General features: G+C 56.9%; 36 protein-coding genes. 35 read left to right on the forward strand and 1 reads right to left on the reverse strand.

The window, feature by feature from the left end:
• Positions 1 to 58: 58 nt before the first annotated feature.
• The 33 genes from rpsG to bfr all read left to right on the forward strand — a co-directional run bounded on the left by rpsG (position 59) and on the right by bfr (position 20,045).
• Positions 59 to 529, forward strand: a complete 471-nt coding sequence (rpsG, locus tag BW992_RS10050) for a 30S ribosomal protein S7 (protein ID WP_003186074.1) — start codon at positions 59 to 61, stop codon at positions 527 to 529.
• 30 nt (positions 530 to 559) lie between these two features.
• The gene (gene fusA / locus BW992_RS10055) at positions 560 to 2,665 is read left to right on the forward strand and encodes an elongation factor G (RefSeq protein ID WP_072399291.1); all 2,106 of its coding nucleotides are present in this window, start codon (positions 560 to 562) and stop codon (positions 2,663 to 2,665) included.
• A 31-nt stretch (positions 2,666 to 2,696) separates the two neighbouring features.
• A complete protein-coding gene (tuf, locus tag BW992_RS10060) occupies positions 2,697 to 3,890 on the forward strand; it encodes an elongation factor Tu (RefSeq protein ID WP_076406111.1) in 1,194 nt (397 codons plus the stop codon).
• Between the two features lie 156 nt (positions 3,891 to 4,046).
• Positions 4,047 to 4,358, forward strand: coding sequence for a 30S ribosomal protein S10 (gene rpsJ / locus BW992_RS10065; protein WP_003186070.1), 312 nt, complete (start codon positions 4,047 to 4,049; stop codon positions 4,356 to 4,358).
• Between the two features lie 80 nt (positions 4,359 to 4,438).
• Positions 4,439 to 5,074, forward strand: coding sequence for a 50S ribosomal protein L3 (gene rplC / locus BW992_RS10070; protein ID WP_053151955.1), 636 nt, complete (start codon positions 4,439 to 4,441; stop codon positions 5,072 to 5,074).
• Between the two features lie 12 nt (positions 5,075 to 5,086).
• Positions 5,087 to 5,689 (forward strand): 50S ribosomal protein L4, encoded by a 603-nt coding sequence (rplD, locus tag BW992_RS10075; RefSeq protein WP_003186057.1) that lies wholly within the window; start codon positions 5,087 to 5,089, stop codon positions 5,687 to 5,689.
• The gene (gene rplW, locus BW992_RS10080) at positions 5,686 to 5,985 is read left to right on the forward strand and encodes a 50S ribosomal protein L23 (RefSeq protein WP_002555488.1); all 300 of its coding nucleotides are present in this window, start codon (positions 5,686 to 5,688) and stop codon (positions 5,983 to 5,985) included. The genes rplD and rplW overlap by 4 nt, the downstream gene beginning before the upstream one ends.
• 14 nt (positions 5,986 to 5,999) lie before the next feature.
• Complete coding sequence (rplB, locus tag BW992_RS10085; protein ID WP_053151953.1) at positions 6,000 to 6,824, forward strand: 50S ribosomal protein L2; 825 nt, start codon at positions 6,000 to 6,002, stop codon at positions 6,822 to 6,824.
• Between the two features lie 16 nt (positions 6,825 to 6,840).
• Positions 6,841 to 7,116 carry a 30S ribosomal protein S19 gene (rpsS, locus tag BW992_RS10090; protein WP_002555486.1) on the forward strand — a complete coding sequence of 92 codons (276 nt, stop codon included), beginning with the start codon at positions 6,841 to 6,843 and terminating at the stop codon, positions 7,114 to 7,116.
• An 11-nt stretch (positions 7,117 to 7,127) separates the two neighbouring features.
• Positions 7,128 to 7,460 (forward strand): 50S ribosomal protein L22, encoded by a 333-nt coding sequence (rplV, locus tag BW992_RS10095; RefSeq protein ID WP_003103908.1) that lies wholly within the window; start codon positions 7,128 to 7,130, stop codon positions 7,458 to 7,460.
• 13 nt (positions 7,461 to 7,473) lie between these two features.
• Positions 7,474 to 8,160 (forward strand): 30S ribosomal protein S3, encoded by a 687-nt coding sequence (rpsC, locus tag BW992_RS10100; protein ID WP_024778328.1) that lies wholly within the window; start codon positions 7,474 to 7,476, stop codon positions 8,158 to 8,160.
• 12 nt (positions 8,161 to 8,172) lie between these two features.
• Complete coding sequence (gene rplP / locus BW992_RS10105) at positions 8,173 to 8,586, forward strand: 50S ribosomal protein L16 (protein WP_003186052.1); 414 nt, start codon at positions 8,173 to 8,175, stop codon at positions 8,584 to 8,586.
• Positions 8,586 to 8,777 carry a 50S ribosomal protein L29 gene (gene rpmC / locus BW992_RS10110; protein WP_002555481.1) on the forward strand — a complete coding sequence of 64 codons (192 nt, stop codon included), beginning with the start codon at positions 8,586 to 8,588 and terminating at the stop codon, positions 8,775 to 8,777. Before rplP ends, rpmC begins: the two co-directional genes overlap by 1 nt.
• Before the next feature lie 2 nt (positions 8,778 to 8,779).
• On the forward strand, positions 8,780 to 9,046 hold the full coding sequence (gene rpsQ / locus BW992_RS10115) for a 30S ribosomal protein S17 (RefSeq protein ID WP_003194644.1): 267 nt from the start codon (positions 8,780 to 8,782) through the stop codon (positions 9,044 to 9,046).
• 23 nt (positions 9,047 to 9,069) lie between these two features.
• Positions 9,070 to 9,438 carry a 50S ribosomal protein L14 gene (gene rplN, locus BW992_RS10120; RefSeq protein WP_024778329.1) on the forward strand — a complete coding sequence of 123 codons (369 nt, stop codon included), beginning with the start codon at positions 9,070 to 9,072 and terminating at the stop codon, positions 9,436 to 9,438.
• A gap of 11 nt (positions 9,439 to 9,449) precedes the next feature.
• Entirely contained in the window at positions 9,450 to 9,764 is a 315-nt protein-coding gene (rplX, locus tag BW992_RS10125; RefSeq protein WP_003186046.1) for a 50S ribosomal protein L24, read from the forward strand.
• Between the two features lie 20 nt (positions 9,765 to 9,784).
• A complete protein-coding gene (gene rplE / locus BW992_RS10130) occupies positions 9,785 to 10,324 on the forward strand; it encodes a 50S ribosomal protein L5 (protein ID WP_024778330.1) in 540 nt (179 codons plus the stop codon).
• Positions 10,325 to 10,337: 13 nt separating this feature from the next.
• Positions 10,338 to 10,643, forward strand: coding sequence for a 30S ribosomal protein S14 (rpsN, locus tag BW992_RS10135; RefSeq protein WP_072395485.1), 306 nt, complete (start codon positions 10,338 to 10,340; stop codon positions 10,641 to 10,643).
• Between the two features lie 209 nt (positions 10,644 to 10,852).
• A complete protein-coding gene (gene rpsH / locus BW992_RS10140) occupies positions 10,853 to 11,245 on the forward strand; it encodes a 30S ribosomal protein S8 (protein WP_011063773.1) in 393 nt (130 codons plus the stop codon).
• Positions 11,246 to 11,257: 12 nt separating this feature from the next.
• Positions 11,258 to 11,791, forward strand: coding sequence for a 50S ribosomal protein L6 (rplF, locus tag BW992_RS10145; protein WP_076406115.1), 534 nt, complete (start codon positions 11,258 to 11,260; stop codon positions 11,789 to 11,791).
• Between the two features lie 10 nt (positions 11,792 to 11,801).
• Positions 11,802 to 12,152, forward strand: a complete 351-nt coding sequence (gene rplR, locus BW992_RS10150; RefSeq protein WP_003186037.1) for a 50S ribosomal protein L18 — start codon at positions 11,802 to 11,804, stop codon at positions 12,150 to 12,152.
• Between the two features lie 3 nt (positions 12,153 to 12,155).
• Complete coding sequence (gene rpsE / locus BW992_RS10155) at positions 12,156 to 12,656, forward strand: 30S ribosomal protein S5 (protein WP_003186035.1); 501 nt, start codon at positions 12,156 to 12,158, stop codon at positions 12,654 to 12,656.
• Between the two features lie 2 nt (positions 12,657 to 12,658).
• Complete coding sequence (rpmD, locus tag BW992_RS10160; protein WP_003176408.1) at positions 12,659 to 12,835, forward strand: 50S ribosomal protein L30; 177 nt, start codon at positions 12,659 to 12,661, stop codon at positions 12,833 to 12,835.
• Positions 12,836 to 12,838: 3 nt separating this feature from the next.
• Entirely contained in the window at positions 12,839 to 13,276 is a 438-nt protein-coding gene (rplO, locus tag BW992_RS10165) for a 50S ribosomal protein L15 (protein WP_003186032.1), read from the forward strand.
• On the forward strand, positions 13,277 to 14,605 hold the full coding sequence (gene secY / locus BW992_RS10170) for a preprotein translocase subunit SecY (protein ID WP_072395489.1): 1,329 nt from the start codon (positions 13,277 to 13,279) through the stop codon (positions 14,603 to 14,605).
• 30 nt (positions 14,606 to 14,635) lie between these two features.
• Positions 14,636 to 14,752 (forward strand): 50S ribosomal protein L36, encoded by a 117-nt coding sequence (gene rpmJ / locus BW992_RS10175; protein ID WP_002555468.1) that lies wholly within the window; start codon positions 14,636 to 14,638, stop codon positions 14,750 to 14,752.
• Positions 14,753 to 14,882: 130 nt separating this feature from the next.
• Entirely contained in the window at positions 14,883 to 15,239 is a 357-nt protein-coding gene (rpsM, locus tag BW992_RS10180; RefSeq protein ID WP_072395491.1) for a 30S ribosomal protein S13, read from the forward strand.
• A 30-nt stretch (positions 15,240 to 15,269) separates the two neighbouring features.
• Entirely contained in the window at positions 15,270 to 15,659 is a 390-nt protein-coding gene (gene rpsK / locus BW992_RS10185) for a 30S ribosomal protein S11 (RefSeq protein WP_002555466.1), read from the forward strand.
• A gap of 18 nt (positions 15,660 to 15,677) precedes the next feature.
• A complete protein-coding gene (gene rpsD, locus BW992_RS10190; protein ID WP_003176404.1) occupies positions 15,678 to 16,298 on the forward strand; it encodes a 30S ribosomal protein S4 in 621 nt (206 codons plus the stop codon).
• A gap of 22 nt (positions 16,299 to 16,320) precedes the next feature.
• Positions 16,321 to 17,322: a DNA-directed RNA polymerase subunit alpha gene (locus tag BW992_RS10195; RefSeq protein WP_003186012.1), complete on the forward strand. Its 1,002-nt coding sequence runs from the start codon at positions 16,321 to 16,323 to the stop codon at positions 17,320 to 17,322.
• A 42-nt stretch (positions 17,323 to 17,364) separates the two neighbouring features.
• Positions 17,365 to 17,751 (forward strand): 50S ribosomal protein L17, encoded by a 387-nt coding sequence (gene rplQ / locus BW992_RS10200; RefSeq protein ID WP_024778333.1) that lies wholly within the window; start codon positions 17,365 to 17,367, stop codon positions 17,749 to 17,751.
• 222 nt (positions 17,752 to 17,973) lie between these two features.
• Positions 17,974 to 19,422 (forward strand): catalase, encoded by a 1,449-nt coding sequence (locus BW992_RS10205; RefSeq protein ID WP_072395493.1) that lies wholly within the window; start codon positions 17,974 to 17,976, stop codon positions 19,420 to 19,422.
• Between the two features lie 158 nt (positions 19,423 to 19,580).
• Positions 19,581 to 20,045: a bacterioferritin gene (bfr, locus tag BW992_RS10210; protein WP_072395495.1), complete on the forward strand. Its 465-nt coding sequence runs from the start codon at positions 19,581 to 19,583 to the stop codon at positions 20,043 to 20,045.
• A gap of 102 nt (positions 20,046 to 20,147) precedes the next feature.
• On the opposite strand, the gene uvrA is transcribed toward bfr, so the two are convergent.
• On the reverse strand, positions 20,148 to 22,982 hold the full coding sequence (uvrA, locus tag BW992_RS10215; RefSeq protein WP_072395497.1) for an excinuclease ABC subunit UvrA: 2,835 nt from the start codon (positions 22,980 to 22,982) through the stop codon (positions 20,148 to 20,150).
• A 178-nt stretch (positions 22,983 to 23,160) separates the two neighbouring features.
• Here uvrA and BW992_RS10220 point away from each other — a divergent pair, with 178 nt between their 5' ends.
• Together BW992_RS10220 and BW992_RS10225 are read left to right on the forward strand one after the other, a co-directional pair.
• Positions 23,161 to 24,558, forward strand: coding sequence for an MFS transporter (locus BW992_RS10220; protein ID WP_072431446.1), 1,398 nt, complete (start codon positions 23,161 to 23,163; stop codon positions 24,556 to 24,558).
• A gap of 9 nt (positions 24,559 to 24,567) precedes the next feature.
• On the forward strand, positions 24,568 to 25,080 hold the full coding sequence (locus BW992_RS10225; RefSeq protein ID WP_072458881.1) for a single-stranded DNA-binding protein: 513 nt from the start codon (positions 24,568 to 24,570) through the stop codon (positions 25,078 to 25,080).
• Positions 25,081 to 25,086: the final 6 nt, after the last annotated feature.

Raw genomic sequence — 25,086 nt, forward strand, 5'->3', positions numbered from 1 at the left:
AGGTCGGGCACGCACATGCTGTCCCGGGCTAACCTGAAGACCGTTTGAGGGCTTATCAATGCCAAGACGTCGCGTAGCAGCCAAACGTGAGATTCTGGACGATCCGAAATACGGAAGCCAGATTCTCGCCAAGTTCATGAACCACGTTATGGAAAGCGGCAAGAAAGCCGTTGCCGAGCGTATTGTTTATGGCGCACTGGACAAAGTTAAGGAACGCAAGAACAGCGATCCCCTGGAAATCTTCGAAAAAGCTCTCGACGCCATCGCTCCGCTGGTCGAAGTGAAGTCGCGCCGTGTAGGCGGTGCTACTTACCAGGTTCCGGTCGAAGTTCGTCCGTCCCGTCGTAACGCCCTGGCAATGCGCTGGTTGGTAGACTTCGCCCGCAAGCGCGGTGAGAAGTCCATGGCTCTGCGCTTGGCTGGCGAACTGTTGGACGCTGCTGAAGGTAAAGGTGCTGCAGTTAAGAAGCGTGAAGACGTGCACCGTATGGCTGAAGCCAACAAGGCTTTCTCGCACTACCGCTTCTAATTTTAGCGTCACTCAATTTGCGAGGGCTTTATGGCTCGTACTACACCGATTAATCGCTACCGTAACATCGGTATCGTTGCTCACGTGGATGCTGGTAAGACCACCACCACCGAGCGCGTCCTTTTTTACACTGGCAAAAGTCACAAAATGGGCGAGGTGCATGATGGCGCCGCGACCACAGACTGGATGGTGCAGGAGCAGGAGCGTGGTATTACCATTACTTCTGCTGCGATCACCGCCTTCTGGAAAGGTTCTGAGAAGCAGTACCCGCACGAGCATCGCTTCAACGTTATCGATACCCCGGGCCACGTAGACTTCACCATTGAGGTTGAGCGTTCCCTGCGTGTGCTCGACGGCGCGGTAGTTGTGTTCTGTGGTACTTCGGGTGTTGAGCCCCAGTCGGAAACCGTATGGCGTCAGGCCAACAAGTACGGTGTTCCGCGTCTTGTTTATGTAAACAAGATGGACCGTGCTGGTGCCAACTTCCTGCGTGTGATCGGTCAGATCAAGCAGCGCTTGGGTCACACTCCGGTGCCGATCCAGCTGGCTATCGGTTCCGAAGACAACTTCCAGGGTCAGATCGATCTGATCAACATGCAAGCGGTCTACTGGAACGATTCCGACAAGGGCATGGTCCCTGTTCGCAAGGAAATTCCTGCTGAGCTGTTGGAAGAAGCCGAGCAATGGCGCAGCAACATGGTTGAGGCTGCGGCCGAAGCCAGCGAAGAGCTGATGAACAAGTACCTCGAAGGCGAAGAGCTCACCAACGAGGAAATCAAGGCCGCTCTGCGTCAGCGTACTATCGCTGGTGAGATCGTTCTGGCTGTTTGCGGTTCTTCCTTCAAAAACAAGGGCGTTCCCCTGGTTCTTGACGCCGTTATCGACTTCCTGCCTGCTCCAACCGACATTCCTGCTATCAAGGGTTCCAACCCGGATAACGAGGAAGAGGAAATGGAGCGTCACGCAAGTGACGACGAGCCGTTCGCGGCTCTGGCGTTCAAGATCGCTACCGACCCATTCGTGGGTACCTTGACCTTTGTTCGAGTCTACTCGGGCGTGTTGGCCTCCGGCGACGGCGTGATCAACTCGGTAAAAGGCAAGAAAGAGCGCGTGGGTCGTATGGTGCAGATGCACGCAAACGCCCGTGAAGAGATCAAGGAAGTACGCGCTGGCGACATCGCGGCCTTGATTGGCATGAAGGATGTCACCACTGGTGAAACTTTGTGCAACGCTGAGAAGCCGATCATCCTGGTTCGCATGGACTTCCCGGAGCCGGTTATTTCGGTTGCCGTTGAGCCTAAGACCAAGGACGACCAGGAAAAAATGGGTATCGCTCTGGGCAAGCTTGCTCAGGAAGACCCGTCTTTCCGCGTCAAGACCGATGAAGAGACTGGTCAGACGATCATCTCCGGCATGGGCGAGTTGCACCTGGACATCCTGGTTGACCGGATGCGCCGTGAGTTCAACGTCGAAGCCAACATCGGTAAGCCTCAGGTTTCCTATCGTGAGCGCATCACGAAGAGCTGTGAAATCGAAGGCAAGTTCGTTCGCCAGTCCGGCGGTCGTGGCCAGTTCGGTCACTGCTGGATCCGTTTTGCACCGGCTGACGAAGGTCAGGAAGGTCTGCAATTCCTGAACGAAGTCGTAGGTGGTGTGGTTCCTAAGGAATACATCCCGGCGATCCAGAAAGGTATCGAAGAGCAGATGAAGAACGGCGTTGTCGCCGGCTATCCGCTGATCGGCCTGAAGGCAACTGTGTTCGATGGTTCTTACCATGACGTCGACTCCAACGAGATGGCGTTTAAGGTGGCTGCCTCCATGGCAACCAAGCAGCTGGCCCAGAAGGGTGGTGGTGAGTTGCTTGAGCCGATCATGGCGGTGGAAGTCGTTACGCCTGAAGACTACATGGGTGATGTCATGGGCGACCTTAACCGTCGTCGTGGCATGATTCTGGGTATGGAAGATACGGTTTCCGGCAAAGTGATTCGCGCTGAGGTTCCGTTGGGTGAAATGTTCGGTTACGCAACCGACGTTCGTTCCATGTCTCAGGGTCGCGCAAGCTACTCTATGGAATTCAAAAAATACAACACAGCTCCGTCGCATATCGTCGAGACTGTTACCAAAAAGCAAGGCTGATTCAGCCCCTTTAAGCTAGGAGTTAATTGTCGTGGCTAAAGAAAAATTTGAACGGAACAAACCGCACGTCAACGTTGGCACCATCGGTCACGTTGACCACGGTAAAACCACGCTGACCGCTGCTCTGACTCGTGTCTGCTCCGAAGTCTTCGGCTCGGCCAAGGTTGATTTCGACAAGATCGACAGCGCCCCTGAAGAGAAAGCTCGCGGTATCACCATCAACACCGCTCACGTTGAATACGATTCGGCCGTGCGTCACTACGCACACGTTGACTGCCCAGGTCACGCCGACTACGTAAAAAACATGATCACTGGTGCTGCCCAGATGGACGGCGCGATCCTGGTTTGCTCGGCCGCTGATGGTCCGATGCCGCAAACCCGTGAGCACATCCTGCTGTCCCGTCAGGTAGGCGTTCCGTACATCGTTGTCTTCCTGAACAAGGCTGACATGGTTGACGACGCTGAGCTGCTGGAACTGGTTGAGATGGAAGTGCGCGACCTGCTGAGCACTTACGACTTCCCAGGTGATGACACCCCGATCATCGTTGGTTCCGCGCTGATGGCCCTGAATGGCCAAGACGACAACGAAATGGGCACCACTGCTGTCAAGAAGCTGGTGGAAACTCTGGACAGCTACATCCCAGAGCCAGAGCGTGCTATCGACAAGCCGTTCCTGATGCCGATCGAAGACGTATTCTCGATCTCCGGTCGTGGTACCGTTGTGACTGGTCGTGTTGAGCGTGGCATCGTCCGTATCCAGGAAGAAGTTGAGATCGTTGGCCTGCGCGACACTCAGAAAACTACCTGCACCGGCGTTGAAATGTTCCGCAAGCTGCTGGACGAAGGTCGTGCTGGCGAGAACTGCGGCGTGCTGCTGCGTGGTACCAAGCGTGACGACGTAGAGCGTGGTCAGGTTCTGGTCAAGCCAGGCACCGTCAAGGCTCACACCAAGTTCACCGCAGAAGTTTACGTTCTGAGCAAGGAAGAAGGCGGTCGTCACACTCCGTTCTTCAAAGGCTACCGTCCACAGTTCTACTTCCGTACAACTGACGTGACTGGTAACTGCGAGCTGCCAGAAGGCGTTGAAATGGTAATGCCAGGTGACAACATCCAGATGACTGTCACCCTGATCAAGCCGATCGCGATGGAAGATGGTCTGCGTTTCGCTATCCGTGAAGGCGGTCGTACCGTCGGCGCTGGCGTCGTAGCCAAAGTCATCGAATAAGACTCTTATCAGAGTCAGCTTGATGAGTGAAGAAGCCCCCGCCTAGCGGGGGCTTTTTTATTGAGTTGACACCTACCAGGGGGGTCTATAGAATTGCGCCTCCTTTTAACGGGCGTATTGCGCCCGGTGGGAATAGCAGCCGGAGTCTGAAATCCAATGCAAAATCAGCAAATCCGTATCAGGTTGAAGGCTTTTGACCATCGCCTGATCGACCAATCCACCCAGGAAATCGTGGAAACCGCGAAGCGTACTGGTGCTCAAGTGCGTGGTCCAATTCCACTGCCTACCCGTAAAGAGCGGTTCACCGTTCTGGTCTCCCCGCACGTCAACAAAGACGCGCGTGACCAGTACGAGATCCGTACTCATAAGCGCGTTCTGGACATCGTCCAGCCAACGGATAAAACCGTTGATGCACTTATGAAGCTCGATCTTGCGGCCGGTGTGGAAGTGCAGATCAGCCTCGGCTAAGACTCGGTCTTGGTCGTGTAACGCTCTGAAATGGGCGGCCATAGCGGGTGAAAGCCCCGTACACTCATGAGGTTTACAACATGACTATTGGTGTAGTCGGTCGTAAATGCGGTATGACCCGTATTTTCACCGAAGAAGGTGTCTCCATTCCGGTCACGGTCATTGAGATCGAGCCGAATCGCGTCACCCAGTTCAAAACTGAAGAGACCGATGGCTATCGTGCAGTGCAAGTCACTGTCGGCGAGCGTCGTGCTTCGCGTGTAACAGCAGCTCAGGCTGGCCACTTCGCCAAGGCGAACGTTGCCGCTGGTCGTACCGTAATGGAATTCCGCCTTGAAGAAGGCGAGTACCAGGCCGGCGATCTGATCAAGGCCGAAATCTTCGCCGCTGGCCAACTGGTTGATGTAACCGGTCAGTCCAAGGGTAAAGGCTTCCAGGGTACGATCAAGCGTTGGAACTTCCGCGGGCAAGATAACACCCACGGTAACTCCGTATCCCACCGCGTCCCAGGCTCTATCGGCCAGTGCCAGACTCCTGGTCGTGTATTCAAGGGCAAGAAAATGTCCGGTCATATGGGCGCTGAGCGCGTGACCGTGCAGTCCCTGGAAGTAGTGCGCGTGGACGCTGAACGCAATCTGTTGTTGGTCAAGGGCGCTGTTCCTGGCGCTACTGGCGGCAACGTGGTTGTACGTCCAGCAGCCAAGGCTCGCGGTTAAGGGGAAGCTGACATGCAATTAAATGTAAATGACGCTCAAGCGATCGAAGTTTCCGAACTGACATTTGGCGGCGAATTCAACGAGACGCTGGTTCACCAAGCAGTCGTGGCCTACATGGCTGGCGGCCGTCAAGGTAGCAAGCAGCAAAAGACCCGTTCCGACGTTTCCGGTGGCGGCAAGCGCCCATGGCGTCAGAAAGGTACTGGCCGTGCTCGTGCCGGTACTATCCGTAGCCCAATCTGGCGTGGCGGCGGTACCACTTTTGCAGCTCGTCCTCAGGATCACTCCCAAAAGCTGAACAAGAAGATGTATCGCGCAGCGATGCGTTCCATCCTTGCTGAGCTGGTGCGTACTGATCGTCTGGTCGTGGTTCAGGACTTCGCTGTCGAAGCACCGAAAACCAAAGATCTGCTGAACAAGCTCAATGGCATGGGTCTGACTGATGTCCTGATCGTGTCCGATGCTGTTGATCAGAACCTGTACCTGGCTGCTCGCAACCTGCCACACGTCGATGTTCGTGACGTGCAGGGTTCCGATCCGGTCAGTCTGATCGCATACGACAAGGTGTTGATCACCGTGTCGGCCGTGAAGAAATTCGAGGAGCTGCTGGGATGAACCAGGAACGCGTATTTAAAGTTCTGCTTGGCCCGCACGTTTCCGAGAAGGCTACGGTTCTGGCAGACAAGAAAGGCCAGTTCGTTTTCAAGGTTGCTACCGACGCAACCAAGCTGGAAATCAAGAAGGCCGTCGAAAGCCTGTTCAGCGTGAAAGTAGAGCGCGTGACTACCCTGAATGTTCTGGGTAAGAGCAAGCGCACTGCTCGCGGTCTGGGCAAGCGCAATGACTGGAAGAAGGCAGTTATCTCCCTTCAGCCAGGCCAAGATCTCGATTTCAGCAGCAGTGCTGAGTAAGGAAGGGGTGCATCATGGCAATCGTTAAATGCAAACCGACTTCCCCTGGCCGCCGTTTTGTGGTCAAGGTGGTCAACCAGGAGCTGCATAAAGGCGCTCCTCACGCACCGCTGCTCGAGAAAAAATCGAAGTCTGGTGGTCGTAACAACAATGGCCGTATTACCACTCGTCACGTTGGTGGTGGTCATAAGCAGCATTATCGTCTGGTCGACTTCCGTCGCAACGACAAGGATGGCATCGCTGCCACCGTCGAGCGTATCGAATACGATCCAAACCGTACTGCTCACATCGCCCTGCTGCTGTACGCAGATGGCGAGCGTCGCTACATCATCGCCCCTAAAGGCGTGAGCGCTGGCGACCAGCTGATCTCTGGTGCTCTCGCACCGATCAAGCCGGGCAACGCTCTGCAACTGCGTAACATCCCAGTGGGTAGCACCGTGCACGGCATCGAACTGAAGCCAGGTAAAGGCGCGCAGATCGCTCGTTCCGCTGGCGCCTCGGCTCAGCTGATCGCTCGTGAAGGTGTGTACGTTACCCTGCGTCTGCGCTCCGGTGAGATGCGTAAAGTACTGGCTGAGTGCCGTGCGACCCTGGGTGAAGTCTCGAACTCCGAGCACAGCCTGCGTTCGTTGGGTAAAGCTGGTGCCAAGCGCTGGCGTGGCGTTCGCCCAACCGTTCGTGGTGTTGCCATGAACCCGGTTGACCACCCACATGGTGGTGGTGAAGGTCGTACCTCTGGTGGTCGTCATCCGGTATCGCCATGGGGCTTCCCGACTAAGGGCGCGAAGACTCGTGGTAATAAGCGTACCGACAAAATGATCGTCCGTCGTCGCAAGTAAATAGAGGGATACGACAGTGCCACGTTCTCTGAAAAAAGGTCCTTTTATTGATCTTCACCTACTGAAGAAGATCGAAGTGGCGGCGGAAAAGAACGATCGCAAACCAGTTAAGACCTGGTCGCGTCGTTCGATGATCCTGCCACAGATGGTCGGTCTGACCATCGCTGTACACAACGGTCGCCAGCACGTCCCAGTTCTCGTGAACGAAGACATGGTCGGCCACAAACTGGGCGAGTTCGCCGGTACCCGCACATACCGTGGGCACGTGGCTGACAAGAAAGCCAAGCGTTAAGGGGTAAGGAAATGGAAGTAGCCGCTAAGTTGTCGGGCGCTCGAATCTCCGCCCAGAAAGCCCGCTTGGTCGCCGACCAGATCCGCGGGAAGAAGGTGGGCGAAGCGCTCAACCTGTTGGCTTTCAGCAGTAAGAAAGCCGCCGAGATCATGAAAAAAGTGCTGGAGTCGGCCGTAGCCAACGCCGAGCATAACGAAGGCGCAGACGTTGATGATCTGAAGGTCAGCACCGTTTTCGTTAACGAAGGGCGTTCGCTGAAGCGCATCATGCCACGTGCCAAAGGCCGTGCTGATCGCATCGTCAAGCGGTCTTGCCATATCACTGTCAAGGTTGCTGACAAGTAACGGAGTCGAAGAGATGGGTCAGAAAGTACATCCCATTGGCATTCGCCTGGGAATCGTCAAGGAGCACACCTCCGTCTGGTACGCAGACGGTCGGACTTATGCGGACTACTTGTTCGCTGATCTGAAGGTGCGTGAGTATCTCCAAGACAAACTAAAAAGCGCGTCCGTAAGCCGTATCGATATCCATCGTCCGGCTCAGACAGCACGTATCACCATCCACACCGCTCGCCCAGGTATCGTTATCGGGAAGAAAGGTGAAGATGTTGAGAAACTGCGTCAGGACCTGACCAAGCAAATGGGTGTGCCTGTGCACATCAATATCGAAGAGATCCGCAAGCCGGAGCTCGACGGTATGCTGGTTGCGCAGAGCGTAGCTCAGCAGCTGGAGCGTCGCGTAATGTTCCGTCGCGCTATGAAGCGCGCTGTACAGAACGCCATTCGCATTGGTGCCAAAGGCATCAAAATCCAAGTGAGCGGTCGTCTCGGCGGTGCTGAAATCGCACGTACTGAATGGTATCGCGAAGGTCGTGTGCCACTGCACACCCTGCGTGCCGACATCGACTATGCCAACTACGAAGCTCACACCACCTACGGTGTGATCGGTGTAAAGGTTTGGATCTTCAAAGGCGAAGTAATTGGTGGTCGCCAAGAAGAGCTGAAGCCACAAGCACCAGCGCCTCGTAAAAAAGCTGCTAAGTAAGGGGTACGCCAAATGTTGCAACCAAAGCGTACGAAGTTCCGCAAGCAGATGACCGGTCACAACCGTGGCCTGGCATTGCGCGGTAGCAAAGTCAGCTTCGGCGAGTTCGCGCTGAAGTCTGTTGCTCGTGGTCGTCTCACCGCTCGTCAGATCGAGTCGGCACGTCGTGCTCTGACCCGTCACGTAAAACGTGGCGGCAAGATCTGGATCCGTGTGTTCCCGGACAAGCCTGTCACCAAGAAGCCTCTCGAAGTGCGGATGGGTAAAGGTAAGGGTAACGTGGAATACTGGGTTGCCCAGATTCAGCCAGGCAAAGTCCTGTATGAAATCGAGGGTGTTTCTGAAGAGCTGGCGCGTGAGGCTTTCGCCCTGGCTGCTGCAAAGCTGCCGCTCGCCACCTCCTTTGTTAAACGGACGGTGATGTGATGAAAGCGAATGAACTTCGTGAAAAATCCGCACAGCAGCTGAACGAGCAACTGCTCGGCCTGCTGCGCGACCAGTTCAATCTGCGTATGCAGAAGGCAACTGGCCAGTTGGGGCAGTCTCATCTGCTCTCGCAAGTTAAGCGTGACATCGCTCGCGTGAAAACTGTGCTCAACCAGCAGGCAGGTAAGTAATCATGGCAGAAGCCGAAAAAACTGTCCGTACGCTGACTGGCCGTGTTGTCAGCGACAAGATGGACAAAACCATCACCGTTCTGATCGAGCGTCGCGTAAAGCACCCGATCTACGGTAAATACGTTAAGCGTTCGACTAAGCTGCACGCGCACGACGAAACCAATCAGTGCCACATCGGCGACAAGGTCACTATTCGTGAAACCCGTCCGATGGCCAAGACCAAATCTTGGGCGCTGGTTGATGTTCTCGAACGCGCTGTGGAAGTCTAAGGGCTAGGGGTCGGAGAAATTATATGATTCAGACTCAATCCATGCTTGATGTGGCCGATAACAGCGGCGCTCGCCGCGTTATGTGCATCAAGGTGCTGGGTGGCTCCCATCGTCGTTACGCTGCAATTGGCGACATCATCAAGGTTACCGTCAAGGAAGCAATTCCTCGCGGTAAGGTGAAGAAAGGCCAAGTGATGACTGCTGTTGTAGTCCGCACTCGCCATGGTGTTCGTCGTGCAGACGGCTCCATCATCCGCTTTGATGGCAACGCTGCTGTTCTGTTGAACAACAAGCAAGAGCCAATCGGCACCCGTATCTTTGGGCCAGTGACCCGTGAACTTCGTACTGAGAAGTTCATGAAGATCGTCTCGCTCGCCCCAGAAGTGCTGTAAGGAGATCCGACATGCAAAAGATTCGTCGTGACGACGAGATCATCGTGATCGCCGGCAAAGACAAGGGCAAGCGCGGTAAGGTGCTTAAGGTTCTCGCTGACAACCGTCTGGTTGTTGGTGGTCTGAACCTGGTCAAGCGTCATACCAAGCCTAACCCGATGTCGGGCGTACAGGGCGGTATCGTCGAGAAAGAAGCGCCACTGCACGCTTCCAACGTCGCCATTTTCAACGGCGAAACCAACAAGGCTGACCGCGTTGGTTTCAAAGTAGAAGACGGCAAAAAAATTCGTGTCTTCAAGTCGACCCAAAAAGCGGTTGATGCTTGAACACTGCTAGGTAGAAGACCATGGCACGACTGAAAGAGATTTACCGGAAGGAAATCGCACCGAAGCTTAAGGAAGAACTTAAGCTGGCGAACGTGATGGAAGTTCCGCGCATTACCAAGATCACCCTGAACATGGGTCTGGGCGAAGCGATCGGCGACAAAAAAGTCATCGAGCACGCGGTAGCTGACCTGGAGAAGATCACCGGCCAGAAAGTCGTTGTGACTCACGCTCGCAAATCCATCGCTGGCTTCAAAGTCCGTGAAGGTTGGCCGATCGGTGTCAAAGTGACCCTGCGTCGCGATCGTATGTATGAGTTCCTGGATCGTCTGCTGTCGATCTCCCTGCCTCGGGTTCGCGACTTCCGCGGCCTGAATGCCAAGTCCTTCGACGGTCGTGGCAACTACAGCATGGGCGTGAAAGAGCAGATCATTTTCCCGGAAATCGATTACGACAAGATCGATGCTCTGCGCGGTCTGGACATTACCCTGACCACCACTGCCAAATCGGATGACGAAGGTCGCGCTCTGCTGCGTGCTTTCAAATTCCCGTTCCGCAACTGATTGGAGTAGGAAAATGGCCAAGAAGAGCATGAAGAACCGTGAGCTGAAGCGTCAGCTCACCGTTGCCAAGTACGCCGCCAAGCGTGCAGCGCTTAAAGCTATCATCGTTGATCTGAACGCAAGTCCAGAAGCACGCTGGGAAGCTACCGTAGCACTGCAGAAGCAGCCACGTGACGCAAGCGCCTCGCGCATGCGTAACCGCTGCCGCCTGACTGGTCGTCCGCATGGCGTGTACCGCAAGTTCGGCCTGGGCCGTAACATGCTGCGTCAAGCTGCAATGCGTGGTGACGTTCCAGGTCTGGTCAAAGCCAGCTGGTAAGCACTGTCAAAGTCTCGGTGGTCAGGGTCTCAGGATCCTGACCACCGGTGGCCTTGAAGCCGAATCAAGCCCCTTTTGGGGCTTGATTCATTTCTGGGGTGTGTCTAGAATGACCGGCTCGCCTGAGCCCGTGTTTTTCATGCCCGGAGTTTCTCGGCGACACGTAGTAGCCGTAAGGCTAATTTTTTTGCATTAGGAGCGTCTAGCCCATGAGTATGCAGGACCCGTTAGCGGACATGCTAACTCGAATCCGTAATGCCCAGATGGCTGAAAAGTCCGTCGTAAGCATGCCGTCTTCCACGTTGAAGGTGGCTGTAGCAAAAGTCCTGAAGGACGAAGGTTACATCGCGGGTTATCAGATCAGCAGCGAAATCAAGCCTCTGCTGTCCATCGAGCTGAAATACTTCGAAGGCCGTCCGGTCATCGAGGAAGTGAAGCGCGTTAGCCGTCCAGGCCTGCGTCAGTACAAGTCCGTCGAGGAGTTGCCGAAAGTTCGCGGCGGTCTGGGCGTGTCTATCGTCTCCACCAACAAGGGTGTGATGACTGATCGTGCTGCGCGCGCTGCCGGTGTCGGCGGCGAAGTTCTTTGCACTGTGTTCTAAGGGGGGATAAGCATGTCTCGCGTCGCTAAGAACCCCGTTAAGCTGCCAGCCGGTGTCGAAGTCAAATTCGCAGGCCAACAGCTTTCGGTGAAGGGTGCCAAGGGCACTCTTGAACTGAACATCCATTCGTCCGTTGAGATCGTTCAGGAAGCCGGTGAGCTGCGTTTTGCTGCTCGCAATGGCGACCAACAGACTCGCGCAATGGCTGGTACCACTCGTGCGTTGGTAAACAACATGGTCCAAGGCGTAAGCCAAGGCTTCGAGCGCAAGCTCCAGCTGGTCGGTGTTGGTTACAAAGCGCAAGCAAAAGGCTCGGTTCTGAACCTGGCTCTTGGCTTCTCGCACCCAGTGGATTACGAACTGCCGGATGGCATCACCGCTGAGACTCCTAGCCAGACCGATATCCTGATCAAGGGCATCGACAAGCAGCTGGTAGGTCAAGTGGCCGCCGAGATCCGCGACTTCCGTCCACCAGAGCCGTACAAAGGCAAAGGTGTGCGCTACGCGGACGAAGTCGTCCGTCGTAAAGAAGCCAAGAAGAAGTAGGGCATAGCAAATGACCGACAAAAAAGTTACTCGACTGCGTCGCGCTCGCAAAGCACGCCTGAAAATGCACGAACTCGAAGTCGTGCGTCTCTGCGTGTTCCGCTCTTCGCAGCACATCTACGCCCAGGTCATTTCGGCCGACGGCAACAAAGTCCTGGCAAGTGCCTCGACTTTGGATAAAGAACTGCGTGATGGTGCTACCGGCAACATCGACGCGGCCACTAAGGTTGGCCAGCTGGTCGCTACGCGTGCTAAAGCCGCTGGCGTCTCGCAGGTGGCTTTCGACCGCTCTGGCTTCAAGTACCACGGCCGCGTCAAGGCGCTGGCTGATGCTGCTCGTGAAGCTGGGCTGGAGTTCTAAGTTATGTCCAATAACGACCAAAAGCGCGACGAAGGCTACATCGAGAAGCTGGTTCAAGTTAACCGCGTAGCCAAAACCGTAAAAGGCGGCCGTATCTTCACTTTCACCGCGTTGACCGTGGTAGGTGATGGCAAGGGCCGTGTTGGCTTCGGCCGTGGCAAGTCGCGTGAAGTGCCTGCTGCGATCCAGAAGGCAATGGAAGCTGCTCGCCGCAACATGATCCAGGTTGATCTGAACGGCACCACTCTGCAGTACGCAATGAAGTCTGCCCATGGCGCTTCGAAGGTGTACATGCAGCCTGCTTCTGAAGGTACCGGTATCATCGCCGGCGGCGCCATGCGTGCTGTCCTCGAGGTTGCTGGCGTTCAGAACGTTCTGGCCAAGTGCTACGGCTCGACTAACCCTGTAAACGTGGTTCACGCCACTTTCAAGGGCTTGAAGGCTATGCAGTCTCCTGAATCCATTGCCGCCAAGCGTGGCAAAAGCGTCAAGGAGATCTTCTGATCATGGCTACCGTAAAAGTTACGCTGATCAAAAGCATGACCGGCCGCATCCCTAACCACAAACTGTGCGTTAAGGGTCTGGGTCTGCGTCGCATCGGTCACACTGTAGAAGTCCAGGATACTCCCGAGAACCGCGGGATGATCAACAAGGCTTACTACATGCTGCGTGTCGAGGGTTAATCGATGAAACTCAATGATCTGAGTCCAGCGCCGGGTTCCCGTCGCGAAAAGCATCGTCCGGGCCGTGGTATCGGTAGTGGTTTGGGCAAGACTGGTGGCCGTGGTCACAAAGGTCAGACCTCCCGCTCCGGTGGCACCATTGCTCCAGGCTTTGAAGGCGGTCAACAGCCGCTGCATCGTCGCCTGCCGAAGTTCGGTTTCGTTTCCCTGAAGGCCATGGACCGCGCAGAAGTGCGTCTGTCCGAGCTGGCTAAAGTGGACGGCGACATCGTCACCGTGCAGTCCCTGAAGGATGCCAACGTGATCAACCAGAACGTACAGCGTGTGAAAATCATGCTGTCGGGCGAAGTTGCTCGCGCTGTCACCATCGGAAAGGGAATCGGCGCCACCAAAGGTGCGCGTGCGGCTATCGAAGCAGCTGGCGGCAAGTTCGAGGAATAAATGGCTAAGCAAGGTGCTCTCTCTGCGCTCGGCAAAGGCGGTATGTCTGAACTCTGGGCTCGTCTGCGTTTTCTGTTCCTGGCGATTATCGTCTACCGAATAGGCGCACACATCCCGGTTCCAGGTATCAACCCGGACCGACTCGCAGACCTGTTTCGACAGAATGAGGGGACCATTCTTAGCTTGTTCAACATGTTTTCCGGCGGCGCGCTGGAGCGGATGAGCATCTTTGCACTGGGGATCATGCCGTACATCTCGGCATCGATCATCATGCAGCTGATGACCGCTGTCAGCCCGCAGCTGGAACAGTTGAAGAAGGAAGGTGAAGCTGGCCGTCGCAAGATCAGCCAGTACACCCGCTACGGCACTGTCGTTCTCGCTCTTGTCCAGGCCATTGGCATGTCCATCGGCCTGGCGGGGCAAGGCGTTTCGTTCACTGCTGACTTCAGCTTCCATTTCGTCGCGGTAACCACTTTCGTGGCGGGCGCGATGTTCATGATGTGGCTGGGTGAGCAGATTACTGAGCGTGGTGTTGGCAACGGTATCTCGATGTTGATCTTCGCAGGTATCGTCGCCGGTCTTCCGAGAGCGATCGGGCAGTCTTTCGAGTCTGCGCGTCAGGGTGATATCAACATTTTCGCTCTGGTTGCCATCGGTTTGCTGGCAGTAGCGATTATCGGTTTCGTGGTATTCATCGAGCGTGGTCAGCGTCGTATTGCTGTTCACTACGCCAAGCGTCAGCAGGGCCGCAAGGTATTTGCTGCGCAGACGAGCCACTTGCCGTTGAAGGTGAACATGGCCGGTGTTATTCCGGCTATTTTCGCGAGCAGCATCTTGCTGTTCCCGGCTTCGTTGGGCGCCTGGTTCGGCCAGTCTGAAGGTATGGGCTGGTTGCAGGATCTCTCGCAGTCGATCGCTCCTGGTCAGCCGTTGAATATTCTGCTGTTTAGTGCAGGGATTATTTTCTTCTGCTTCTTCTATACGGCGTTGATGTTCAATCCGAAAGACGTAGCGGAAAACCTGAAGAAGTCCGGTGCCTTTATTCCGGGTATCCGTCCGGGTGAGCAGTCTGCGCGCTACATTGATGGCGTTCTGACTCGCTTGACCATGTTCGGTGCTCTTTACATGACGGCCGTCTGCCTGTTGCCCCAGTTCCTGGTGGTTGCGGCAAACGTACCGTTCTACCTTGGCGGGACCTCGTTGCTGATCGTGGTCGTGGTTGTGATGGACTTCATGTCCCAAGTACAATCGCACCTCGTTTCGCACCAGTACGAATCCCTGATGAAGAAAGCCAACCTGAAGGGCTACGGCAGCGGCATGTTGCGCTGAGTAGCGTCCATAAGGTTCGAGGAGTTGGTGATGAAAGTTCGTGCATCGGTGAAAAAGCTGTGCCGTAACTGCAAGATTATTCGCCGCGAAGGTGTTGTTCGGGTAATTTGCAGCGCGGAACCGCGTCACAAACAGCGCCAAGGCTGAGTGTGATTGTGCTTTAAGCCCGGCAGCTAGTGCGCTGCCGGGTTGATTATTTGTTATTACAGCGATATTATCTCGCGCCCTATTTCTTGGCTTCCGGGGCGTAGGTAGCTGTCAATTGGAGTCCCACTGAATGGCCCGTATTGCAGGCGTCAACATTCCAGATAACAAGCATACTGTTATCTCGCTGACCTACATCTATGGTGTTGGTCGCACTACTGCACAGAAAATTTGTGCAGTGGCTGGGGTCAACCCAGCGGCAAAGATCAAAGATCTGAGCGACGAGCAGATTGAACAGCTGCGTGGCGAAGTGGCGAAGTTCACCACTGAAGGTGACCTGCGCCGTGAAACCAACATGAAAATCAAGCGCTTGATGGACCTCGGTTGCTATCGCGGTCTGCGTCATCGTCGTGGTCTTCCAGTACGCGGTCAGCGTACCAAGACCAACGCGCGTACCCGTAAAGGCCCGCGTAAGCCGATCCGCAAGTAATCGCCCCAGCGAATCGACAGGAATTTAATCATGGCAAAACCTGCTGCTCGTCCTCGTAAAAAAGTTAAAAAGACAGTGGTTGATGGCATCGCCCACATCCATGCATCTTTTAACAACACCATCGTGACCATTACCGACCGTCAAGGTAACGCTCTTTCCTGGGCTACCTCCGGTGGTTCGGGTTTCCGCGGTTCCCGCAAGTCCACCCCGTTCGCCGCTCAAGTTGCTGCTGAACGTGCTGGTCAAGCTGCGCTGGAATACGGCCTGAAAAACCTCGACGTCAACGTCAAGGGTCCAGGTCCAGGTCGTGAATCCGCAGTTCGTGCATTGAACGGCTGTGGCTACAAGATCGCCAGCATCACCGACGTGACGCCAATCCCGCACAACGGGTGCCGTCCGCCGAAGAAGCGCCGCGTGTAATCCAGGAGATTGTAAAGAATGGCTCGTTACATTGGTCCAAAATGCAAACTCGCTCGTCGCGAAGGCACCGATCTCTTCCTGAAGAGCGGCGTGCGCGCGATCGAATCGAAGTGCAACATCGAAGCAGCACCTGGTATCCACGGCCAGCGCCGCGGTCGCCAGTCCGATTACGGCACCCAACTGCGTGAGAAGCAGAAGGTTCGTCGTATCTACGGCGTTCTCGAGCGTCAGTTCAGCGGCTACTACAAAGAAGCAGCTGGCAAGAAAGGCGCAACCGGCGAAAACCTGTTGCAACTGCTCGAATGCCGTCTGGACAACGTTGTATACCGTATGGGCTTCGGTTCTACTCGTGCCGAATCCCGTCAGCTGGTATCGCACAAGTCGATCAGCGTTAACGGTCAGACCGTAAACGTTCCGTCCTACCAGGTTCGTGCTGGTGACGTGGTTGCTGTTCGCGAGAAAGCAAAGAATCAACTTCGCATTGTCCAAGCTCTCGATCTGTGTGCCCAACGTGGCCGCGTAGAATGGGTAGAAGTAGACACTGAGAAGAAGTCGGGCGTTTTCAAGAACGTTCCAGCTCGCAGTGATCTGTCCGCCGACATCAACGAAAGCCTGATTGTCGAGCTCTACTCCAAGTAAGGGCTAGAAAATAGGTGCATCCATGCAGATTTCGGTAAATGAGTTCCTGACACCCCGCCATATCGATGTGCAGGTTGTCAGTCCAACCCGCGCCAAGATCACACTCGAGCCTCTCGAGCGTGGTTTCGGCCACACCCTGGGCAACGCGCTGCGCCGCATCCTGTTGTCCTCAATGCCCGGCTGTGCAGTAGTCGAGGCCGAGATTGACGGTGTACTCCATGAGTACAGCGCGATCGAAGGCGTACAGGAAGATGTCATTGAAATCCTGTTGAACCTTAAAGGCCTGGCTATCAAGCTGCACGGTCGTGACGAAGTTACGCTGACCTTGTCGAAGAAGGGTTCGGGGGTGGTTACCGCTGCCGATATTCAGCTGGATCATGATGTCGAGATCGTTAACCCCGATCACGTAATCGCTAACCTGGCGTCTAACGGCGCCCTGAACATGAAGCTCACCGTAGCTCGTGGTCGTGGTTATGAGCCGGCAGACTCGCGTCAGAGCGATGAAGACGAAAGCCGCAGCATCGGTCGCTTGCAGCTTGACTCTTCGTTCAGCCCGGTTCGCCGTATCGCATACGTGGTGGAAAACGCCCGTGTCGAGCAGCGTACTAACCTGGACAAGCTGGTTATTGATCTGGAAACCAACGGTACCCTGGATCCTGAAGAGGCTATCCGTCGTGCTGCAACCATCCTGCAACAGCAGTTGGCTGCGTTCGTCGACCTCAAGGGTGACAGTGAGCCAGTGGTTGTCGAGCAGGAAGACGAGATCGATCCGATCCTGCTTCGCCCGGTTGACGATCTGGAACTGACTGTACGTTCGGCTAACTGCCTTAAGGCGGAAAACATCTACTACATCGGCGACCTGATTCAGCGTACCGAAGTAGAGCTGTTGAAGACTCCGAACCTTGGCAAGAAATCCTTGACTGAAATCAAGGACGTTCTGGCCTCCCGCGGTCTGTCCCTCGGCATGCGCCTCGACAACTGGCCGCCTGCAAGTCTTAAGAAGGACGACAAGGCGACTGCCTGATCGTCGTAATCACCGAACGTTGTGTTTGGTAAGGAATGAACCATGCGTCATCGTAAAAGTGGTCGTCACCTGAGCCGCACCAGCTCGCACCGCAAGGCCATGTTCCAGAACATGGCGGTGTCGCTGTTCGAGCACGAGCTGATCAAAACTACACTGCCGAAAGCCAAAGAACTGCGCCGCGTTGCCGAGCCGCTGATCACTCTGGCCAAGACAGACAGCCTGGCTAACCGCCGCCTGGCTTTCGACCGTACTCGTTCGAAAGCTATCGTTGGTAAGCTCTTCAACGACCTGGGCAAGCGTTACGCTACCCGTGAGGGTGGCTACCTGCGCATCCTCAAGTGCGGTTTCCGCGCTGGCGACAACGCGCCTATGGCGTACGTCGAGTTGGTTGATCGTGCTACCGGCGGTGAAGCTGTATCCGCTGAGTAAGACGGCAATAAAGAAAAAACCGGGCCTTGTGCCCGGTTTTTTTGTGCCTGTGAAAAGGTAAACGGCCGTTTCGGCTGGTCTCGCTATTGGCAACACGGCAGCATTAGATAATGACTATCGATGTCCATGATTTAATGAATTTGGATACTGTAACTAACATGGTCAATACTCCTTTCCAGCCGATTAGCCGGCAGTTCAGAGACCGACCGAGGAAGATTGAGCATGAGCCAGACCAAAACGCTTACGACAGCAAGCGGCGCTCCTGTCGCCGATAACCAGAATTCTCGCTCTGCGGGCCCCCGTGGCCCGTTGCTGCTCGATGACTTCCACCTTATCGAGAAGCTCGCTCACTTCAACCGCGAGAATATCCCCGAGCGCCGCGTGCACGCCAAAGGCTCGGGCGCCTACGGCACATTCACCGTGACACGGGATATCACCCAATACACCTGTGCTAAATTGTTCGAGTCTGTCGGCAAGCAGACGCCTACTTTCCTGCGGTTTTCCACTGTGGGGGGCGAGCGAGGCTCTGCCGATACTGAGCGCGATCCCCGTGGTTTCGCCCTGAAGTTCTACACCGAGGAAGGTAACTGGGACATTGTGGGTAACAACACGCCGGTATTCTTCATTCGCGATCCGCTGAAGTTCCCGGACTTTATCCACACCCAGAAACGTCTGCCGCAAAGTAACCTGAAAAGCGCCCAGATGATGTGGGATTTCTGGTCGCATTCGCCTGAGGCCCTGCACCAGGTCACCATTCTGTTCTCTGACCGCGGCATTCCTGACGGCTATCGCCACATGCACGGCTTTGGTAGCCACACCTACAGCTTGATCAATGCACAGGGTGAGCGTCACTGGGTCAAATGGCACTACAAGACCAAGCAAGGCATCAAGAACCTGTCGCCGGCCGAGGCCGCTCGCCTGGCGGGTACTGATCCGGATTACGCCCAGCGTGACCTGTTCAACGCCATTGAGCGCGGTGATTTCCCGAAATGGAGCGTCTGCATCCAGATCATGACCGAAGCCCAGGCTGCTGCGCATTACGAAAATCCGTTCGATGTGACCAAGACCTGGTCGCAGAAAGAGTTTCCGCTGATTGAAGTCGGCGAACTGGAGCTCAACCGCAACCCTCTGAACTACTTCGCTGAAGTGGAGCAAGCAGCGTTTGGGCCCAGCAACATGGTGCCAGGTGTGGGGCTTTCGCCGGACCGCATGTTGCAAGGCCGCGTATTCGCCTACGCGGATGCGCACCGCTACCGTGTCGGCACCAATCATCAGCAGTTGCCGGTGAATGCTCCGCGCAGCCCGGTCAACACCTATCAGCGCGACGGCGCCATGGCGTTCGGCAGCAACGGTGGTGCAGCGCCCAACTACGAGCCGAACAGCTATGTGGAGGCGCCGAAGCAGGCACCACGTTATGCGGAGCCGGCTCTGGCCTTGAGCGGGGCGGCCGATCGCTACGATCATCGCGAGGATACTGACTACTACAGCCATGCGGGGGCGCTGTTCCGCTTGATGAACGACGAGCAGAAAGCGCTGTTGATCAGTAATATCGCCGGTGCGATGGCGGGTGTCTCGGCAGACGTCGTCGACCGTCAATTGCAGCACTTCTTCAAGGCAGACGCCGCTTACGGCGAAGGCATCGCAAAGGCGTTGGGCGTACAGCTTAACTAAGTCTAAACGAGAAGCAGAACCGCCCTCATTTGGGCGGTTTTTGCGTTATTTAACCCTGTTTTCTCGGATTTTCTTCGCTTTTATTGCGATGAGCGAGTGACCTTGCAGTCAGCATGGTTCAAACTAGAGCCTTTCAAAGCTTGTGGAGATGTAGGGCGATGCAAGGTCACCCAGACGTAATCGATTACCTCAACACGCTGCTGACCGGTGAGCTGGCGGCACGTGATCAATATTTCATCCATTCGCGGATGTACGAGGATTGGGGTTTTACCGAGCTCTACGAACGTATCAACCATGAGATGGAAGAAGAGACTCAGCACGCTGATGCACTCATGCGCCGGATCCTGATGCTTGAAGGCACTCCACGCATGCGCGCAGACGACCTGGATATCGGAACCACCGTGCCCGAAATGCTGGCCGCTGACTTGCGTCTGGAATACAAGGTCCGCGCGGCGTTGTGCAAAGGCATCGAACTGTGCGAGCAACACAACGACTACGTGACCCGCGAGATCCTGCGCGTCCAGCTCAACGATACCGAGGAAGACCACACCTACTGGCTTGAGAAGCAGTTGGGGCTGATCAAGTTGATCGGGTTGGAAAACTACCTGCAGTCGCAGTGCTGATTCTGGCTTGAGGTCGGTGAGACCGTTGTTCTGGTGGGCATGCCGTTATGAAAAAGCCCCTGGCATCGATGAGATGGCAGGGGCTTTTTCATGACCGGTGTCTCAATCCCGGTCGCGCTCCAGCAGAGGCTTGAGGTAGTGACCGGTATGGGATTGCTTCATCTGCGCCACTTGCTCGGGCGTCCCCACCGCGATGATCTGGCCACCCTTGGAGCCACCTTCCGGCCCAAGGTCCACCAGCCAGTCGGCGGTCTTGATCACGTCCAGATTGTGCTCGATCACCACCACGGTGTTGCCGTGGTCGCGAAGACGATGCAGCACGTCGAGCAATTGCTGGATATCGGCAAAGTGCAAGCCCGTGGTCGGTTCGTCGAGGATGTACAGGGTCTTGCCGGTGTCGCGCTTTGACAGTTCCCGGGACAGCTTGACCCGTTGGGCCTCCCCCCCGGACAAGGTTGTCGCCGACTGCCCAAGCTTGATGTAGGACAGGCCCACGTCCATCAGCGTCTGGAGCTTGCGTGCCAGGGCCGGCACCGCGTCGAAGAACTCCCGCGCCTCTTCGATGGTCATCTCGAGGGTTTCGTGGATGTTCTTGCCCTTGTATTTGATCTCCAGGGTTTCGCGGTTGTAGCGCTTGCTCTTGCACACGTCGCACGGCACATAGATGTCCGGAAGGAAGTGCATCTCCACCTTGATCAGGCCATCGCCCTGGCACGCTTCGCAGCGCCCGCCCTTGACGTTGAACGAGAACCGGCCCGGGCCGTAGCCCCGGGAACGGGATTCGGGCACGCCGGCGAACAGCTCACGAATCGGCGTGAACAAGCCGGTGTAGGTCGCCGGGTTCGAACGCGGCGTACGGCCGATCGGGCTCTGGTCGATGTCGACCACCTTGTCCAGGTGCTCCAGGCCCTTGATGCTGTCGTGAGCCGCCGCTTCCAGGGTGGTTGCGCCGTTCAGGGCCGTGGCGCTGAGAGGGAACAGGGTGTTGTTGATCAGGGTGGATTTGCCGGAGCCGGATACGCCGGTGACACAGGTGAGCAGACCGATCGGGATCTCCAGGTCAACGTTGCGCAGGTTGTTGCCACGGGCCCCCTTGAGGGTCAGGGACAGCTTCTTGTTGCGCGGCGTACGTTTGGCCGGGACCTTTATCTTCACACGGCCGGACAGGTATTTGCCGGTCAGGGAGTCAGGATGGGCCATGACCTCGGCGGCAGTGCCCTGCGCCACGATATGCCCGCCATGTACCCCCGCACCGGGGCCGATATCCACCACGTAGTCCGCCAGGCGGATCGCGTCTTCATCGTGCTCCACCACGATCACCGTGTTGCCGATGTCCCGCAAATGCTTCAGGGTCCCCAGCAGCCGATCGTTGTCCCGTTGGTGCAGGCCGATGGAAGGTTCGTCGAGGATGTACATCACCCCCACTAGGCCCGCGCCGATCTGGCTGGCCAGGCGGATGCGCTGGGCTTCGCCGCCGGACAAGGTGTCCGCGCTGCGATCGAGGGTCAGGTAGTCCAGGCCGACATTCACCAGGAACTGCAAGCGTTCACGAATCTCCTTGAGAATCTTGTCCGCGATTTCGCCGCGGCGCCCGGTGAGCTTGAGGCCGCCGAAATAGTCGGTGGCATCGCCGATCGGTAGGTTGGTCACCGCCGGCAAGGTCTTCTCGCCCACCCAGACATGCCGGGCCTCCCGCCGCAAACGGGTGCCACGACAGTCGGGGCAGGGCTGGGTGCTGAGAAACTTGGCCAGCTCTTCGCGCACGCTCGCCGATTCGGTCTCACGGTAGCGCCGCTCGAGGTTCGGCACGATGCCTTCGAACGGGTGGGAGCGCTTGACGATGTCGCCGCGGTCGTTCAAGTACTTGAAGTCGACGTTCTGCGAGCCGCTGCCGTGCAGGATGTACTGCTGCCGGTCGGCGGGCAGTTCGTTGAACGGCTTGTCCAGGCTGAACTTGTAGTGGGCCGCCAGGGACCCGAGCATCTGGAAGTAATAGACGTTGCGCCTGTCCCAGCCGCGAATCGCGCCTTCGGCCAGGGTCAGTTCGCCATTGACCAGGCGCTTGGTGTCGAAGAACTGCTTGACCCCCAGGCCATCGCACGTCGGGCAGGCGCCCGCCGGGTTGTTGAAGGAGAACAGCTTGGGTTCCAGCTCGCTGATGGCATGGCCGCAGACCGGGCAGGCGAAGCGTGCGGAAAAAATGATTTCCTCACCGGGTTCGTCGTCCATCGGCGCGACCAGGGCAATGCCGTCGGCCAGCTTCAAGGCGGTCTCGAAGGACTCGGCCAGGCGTTGTTGCAGGTCGGGTCGGACCTTGAAGCGGTCCACCACCACATCGATCGAATGCTTCTTCTGTTTATCCAGCTTCGGCAGTTCGTCCAGTTCGCACAACTTGCCGTTGACCCGGGCCCGCACGAAGCCCTGGGCTCGCAGCTCTTCGAAGACCAGCAGGTGCTCGCCCTTGCGCTCGCGGACGACCGGTGCCAGCAGCATCAGCTTGCTGCCTTCGGGCTGGGCCAGTACCAGGTCGACCATCTGGCTGACGGTCTGGGCTTCCAGGGGGATGTCGTGATCGGGGCAGCGGGGGATCCCGACTCGCGCGTAGAGCAGGCGCAGGTAGTCGTAGATCTCGGTGATGGTGCCGACCGTCGATCGGGGGTTATGGGAAGTCGATTTCTGTTCGATGGAAATCGCCGGCGACAGGCCTTCGATGGTGTCGACGTCGGGTTTTTCCATCATCGACAGGAATTGCCGGGCGTAGGCCGACAGCGATTCGACATAGCGTCGCTGGCCTTCGGCGTACAGGGTGTCGAAAGCCAGGGATGATTTGCCGGATCCGGACAGGCCGGTGATGACGATCAGCTTGTCCCGTGGCAGGGTCAGGTCGATATTCTTCAGGTTGTGGGTACGGGCCCCACGAATCAGGATCTTGTCCAAAATGGCCTCGCTCGGCGGGCGTCGAAAACGTAGGAGTATAAGGGCAAATACTGGATGGATGCACACTATTGAATCGCGACGGCGGCCATACATGAAGACTGCGCGTCAAACCGTCGCGATATACCCCCTCAATCGATGGGACTGGTAGAATCGCCGCCGGTTCAGATGAGGTTTTTCCATGCACGATCCCCACAGCGAACGCATGAGTAGCGGCGAGACCCGAGCGGCAAGCGGTCTGGCCCTGGTGTTCGCCTTCCGTATGCTGGGCATGTTCATGGTGTTGCCGGTGCTGGCGACCTATGGCATGGACCTGGCGGGCGCGACGCCGGCCCTCATCGGGCTGGCGATTGGCGCGTATGGCCTGACCCAGGCGATTTTCCAGATTCCCTTTGGTGTCATTTCCGACCGTATCGGCCGGCGTCCGGTCATTTACCTGGGGTTGATCGTCTTTGCCCTGGGCAGCGTCCTGGCGGCCAGCGCCGATTCGATCTGGGGCGTGATCGCCGGGCGGATCCTGCAAGGTGCCGGGGCGATTTCCGCCGCCGTCATGGCACTGCTGTCAGACCTGACCCGCGAGCAGCACCGGACCAAGGCCATGGCCATGATCGGCATGACGATCGGCCTGTCGTTCGCCGTCGCCATGGTGGTCGGTCCCTTGCTGACCCGGGCTTTCGGCCTGTCGGGGCTGTTCCTGGCGACCGGTGCCATGGCCCTGCTGGGCATCCTGATCGTGGCCTTCGTGGTACCGCAATCCACCGGGCCGCTGCAGCATCGCGAGTCCGGCGTGGCCCGCCAGGCGCTGATACCCACGCTCAAGCACCCGGACCTGTTGCGCCTGGACCTGGGCATCTTCGTGCTGCATGCCATGCTGATGTCCAGCTTCGTGGCCTTGCCGCTGGCGCTGGTCGAGAAGGCCGGCCTGCCCAAGGAGCAACACTGGTGGGTTTACCTCACCGCGCTGCTGATTTCTTTCTTCGCCATGATTCCCTTCATCATCTATGGCGAGAAGCGACGCAAAATGAAACGAGTTTTGCTCGGCGCCGTCGTGACGCTGATGCTCACTGAGCTATTCTTCTGGCAGTTCGGCGACAGCCTGCGGGCCCTGGTGATCGGCACGGTGGTATTTTTCACCGCGTTCAATCTGCTGGAGGCCTCCCTCCCGTCGCTGATCAGCAAGGTTTCACCGGCGGGCGGCAAGGGCACGGCGATGGGGGTCTATTCCACCAGCCAGTTCCTGGGTTCGGCGTTGGGCGGGATCCTGGGCGGCTGGTTGTTCCAGCATGGCGGTTTGTCGGTTGTATTCCTGGGATGCGCGGCGCTGGCTGCACTTTGGCTGGTCTTTGCTGTTACCATGCGCGAACCTCCGTATGTGACGAGCCTGCGCTTGCCGTTGTCGCCCGAAGCCATCCGCGAAGCAGGCCTGGCCGAGCGCCTCAGGGCCGTCGTTGGAGTAACCGATGCAGTGGTGGTCGCCGACGAAGCGGCCGTTTATATCAAACTGGACACCGAATTATTGGATCGTGCGACGCTCGAGCGCCTGGTGAACAACCCGGCACCTACCGCGTGCGAAGCCTAGGAGAACGTTATGGCCCGTGGGGTTAACAAAGTCATATTGGTCGGTACTTGCGGCCAGGATCCCGAGGTTCGCTACCTGCCTAACGGCAACGCCGTGACCAACCTGAGTCTGGCGACCAGCGAACAGTGGACCGACAAGCAGACCGGCCAGAAGGTCGAAAAGACCGAATGGCACCGCGTGTCGATGTTCGGCAAGGTGGCGGAGATCGCCGGCGAATACCTGCGCAAGGGTTCGCAGGTGTACATCGAAGGCAAGCTGCAGACCCGCGAGTGGGAAAAAGACGGCATCAAGCGCTACACCACTGAAATCATCGTCGACATGCAGGGCACCATGCAACTGCTGGGCGGCCGTCCGCAGGGCGATCAACAGGCTGGCAACAACTACCAGCAGTCCGCGCCTCGTCAGCAGGCTCCACGTCCGCAGGCGGCGCCTCAGCCACAGCGCGAGCGTCCGGCCCCGCAACAGACCGCACCGCAGCCGGCGCCGGATTTCGACAGCTTCGATGACGATATTCCGTTCTGAACCGCA

The sequence above is a fragment of the Pseudomonas sp. 7SR1 genome (assembly GCF_900156465.1).
GTDB lineage: Bacteria > Pseudomonadota > Gammaproteobacteria > Pseudomonadales > Pseudomonadaceae > Aquipseudomonas.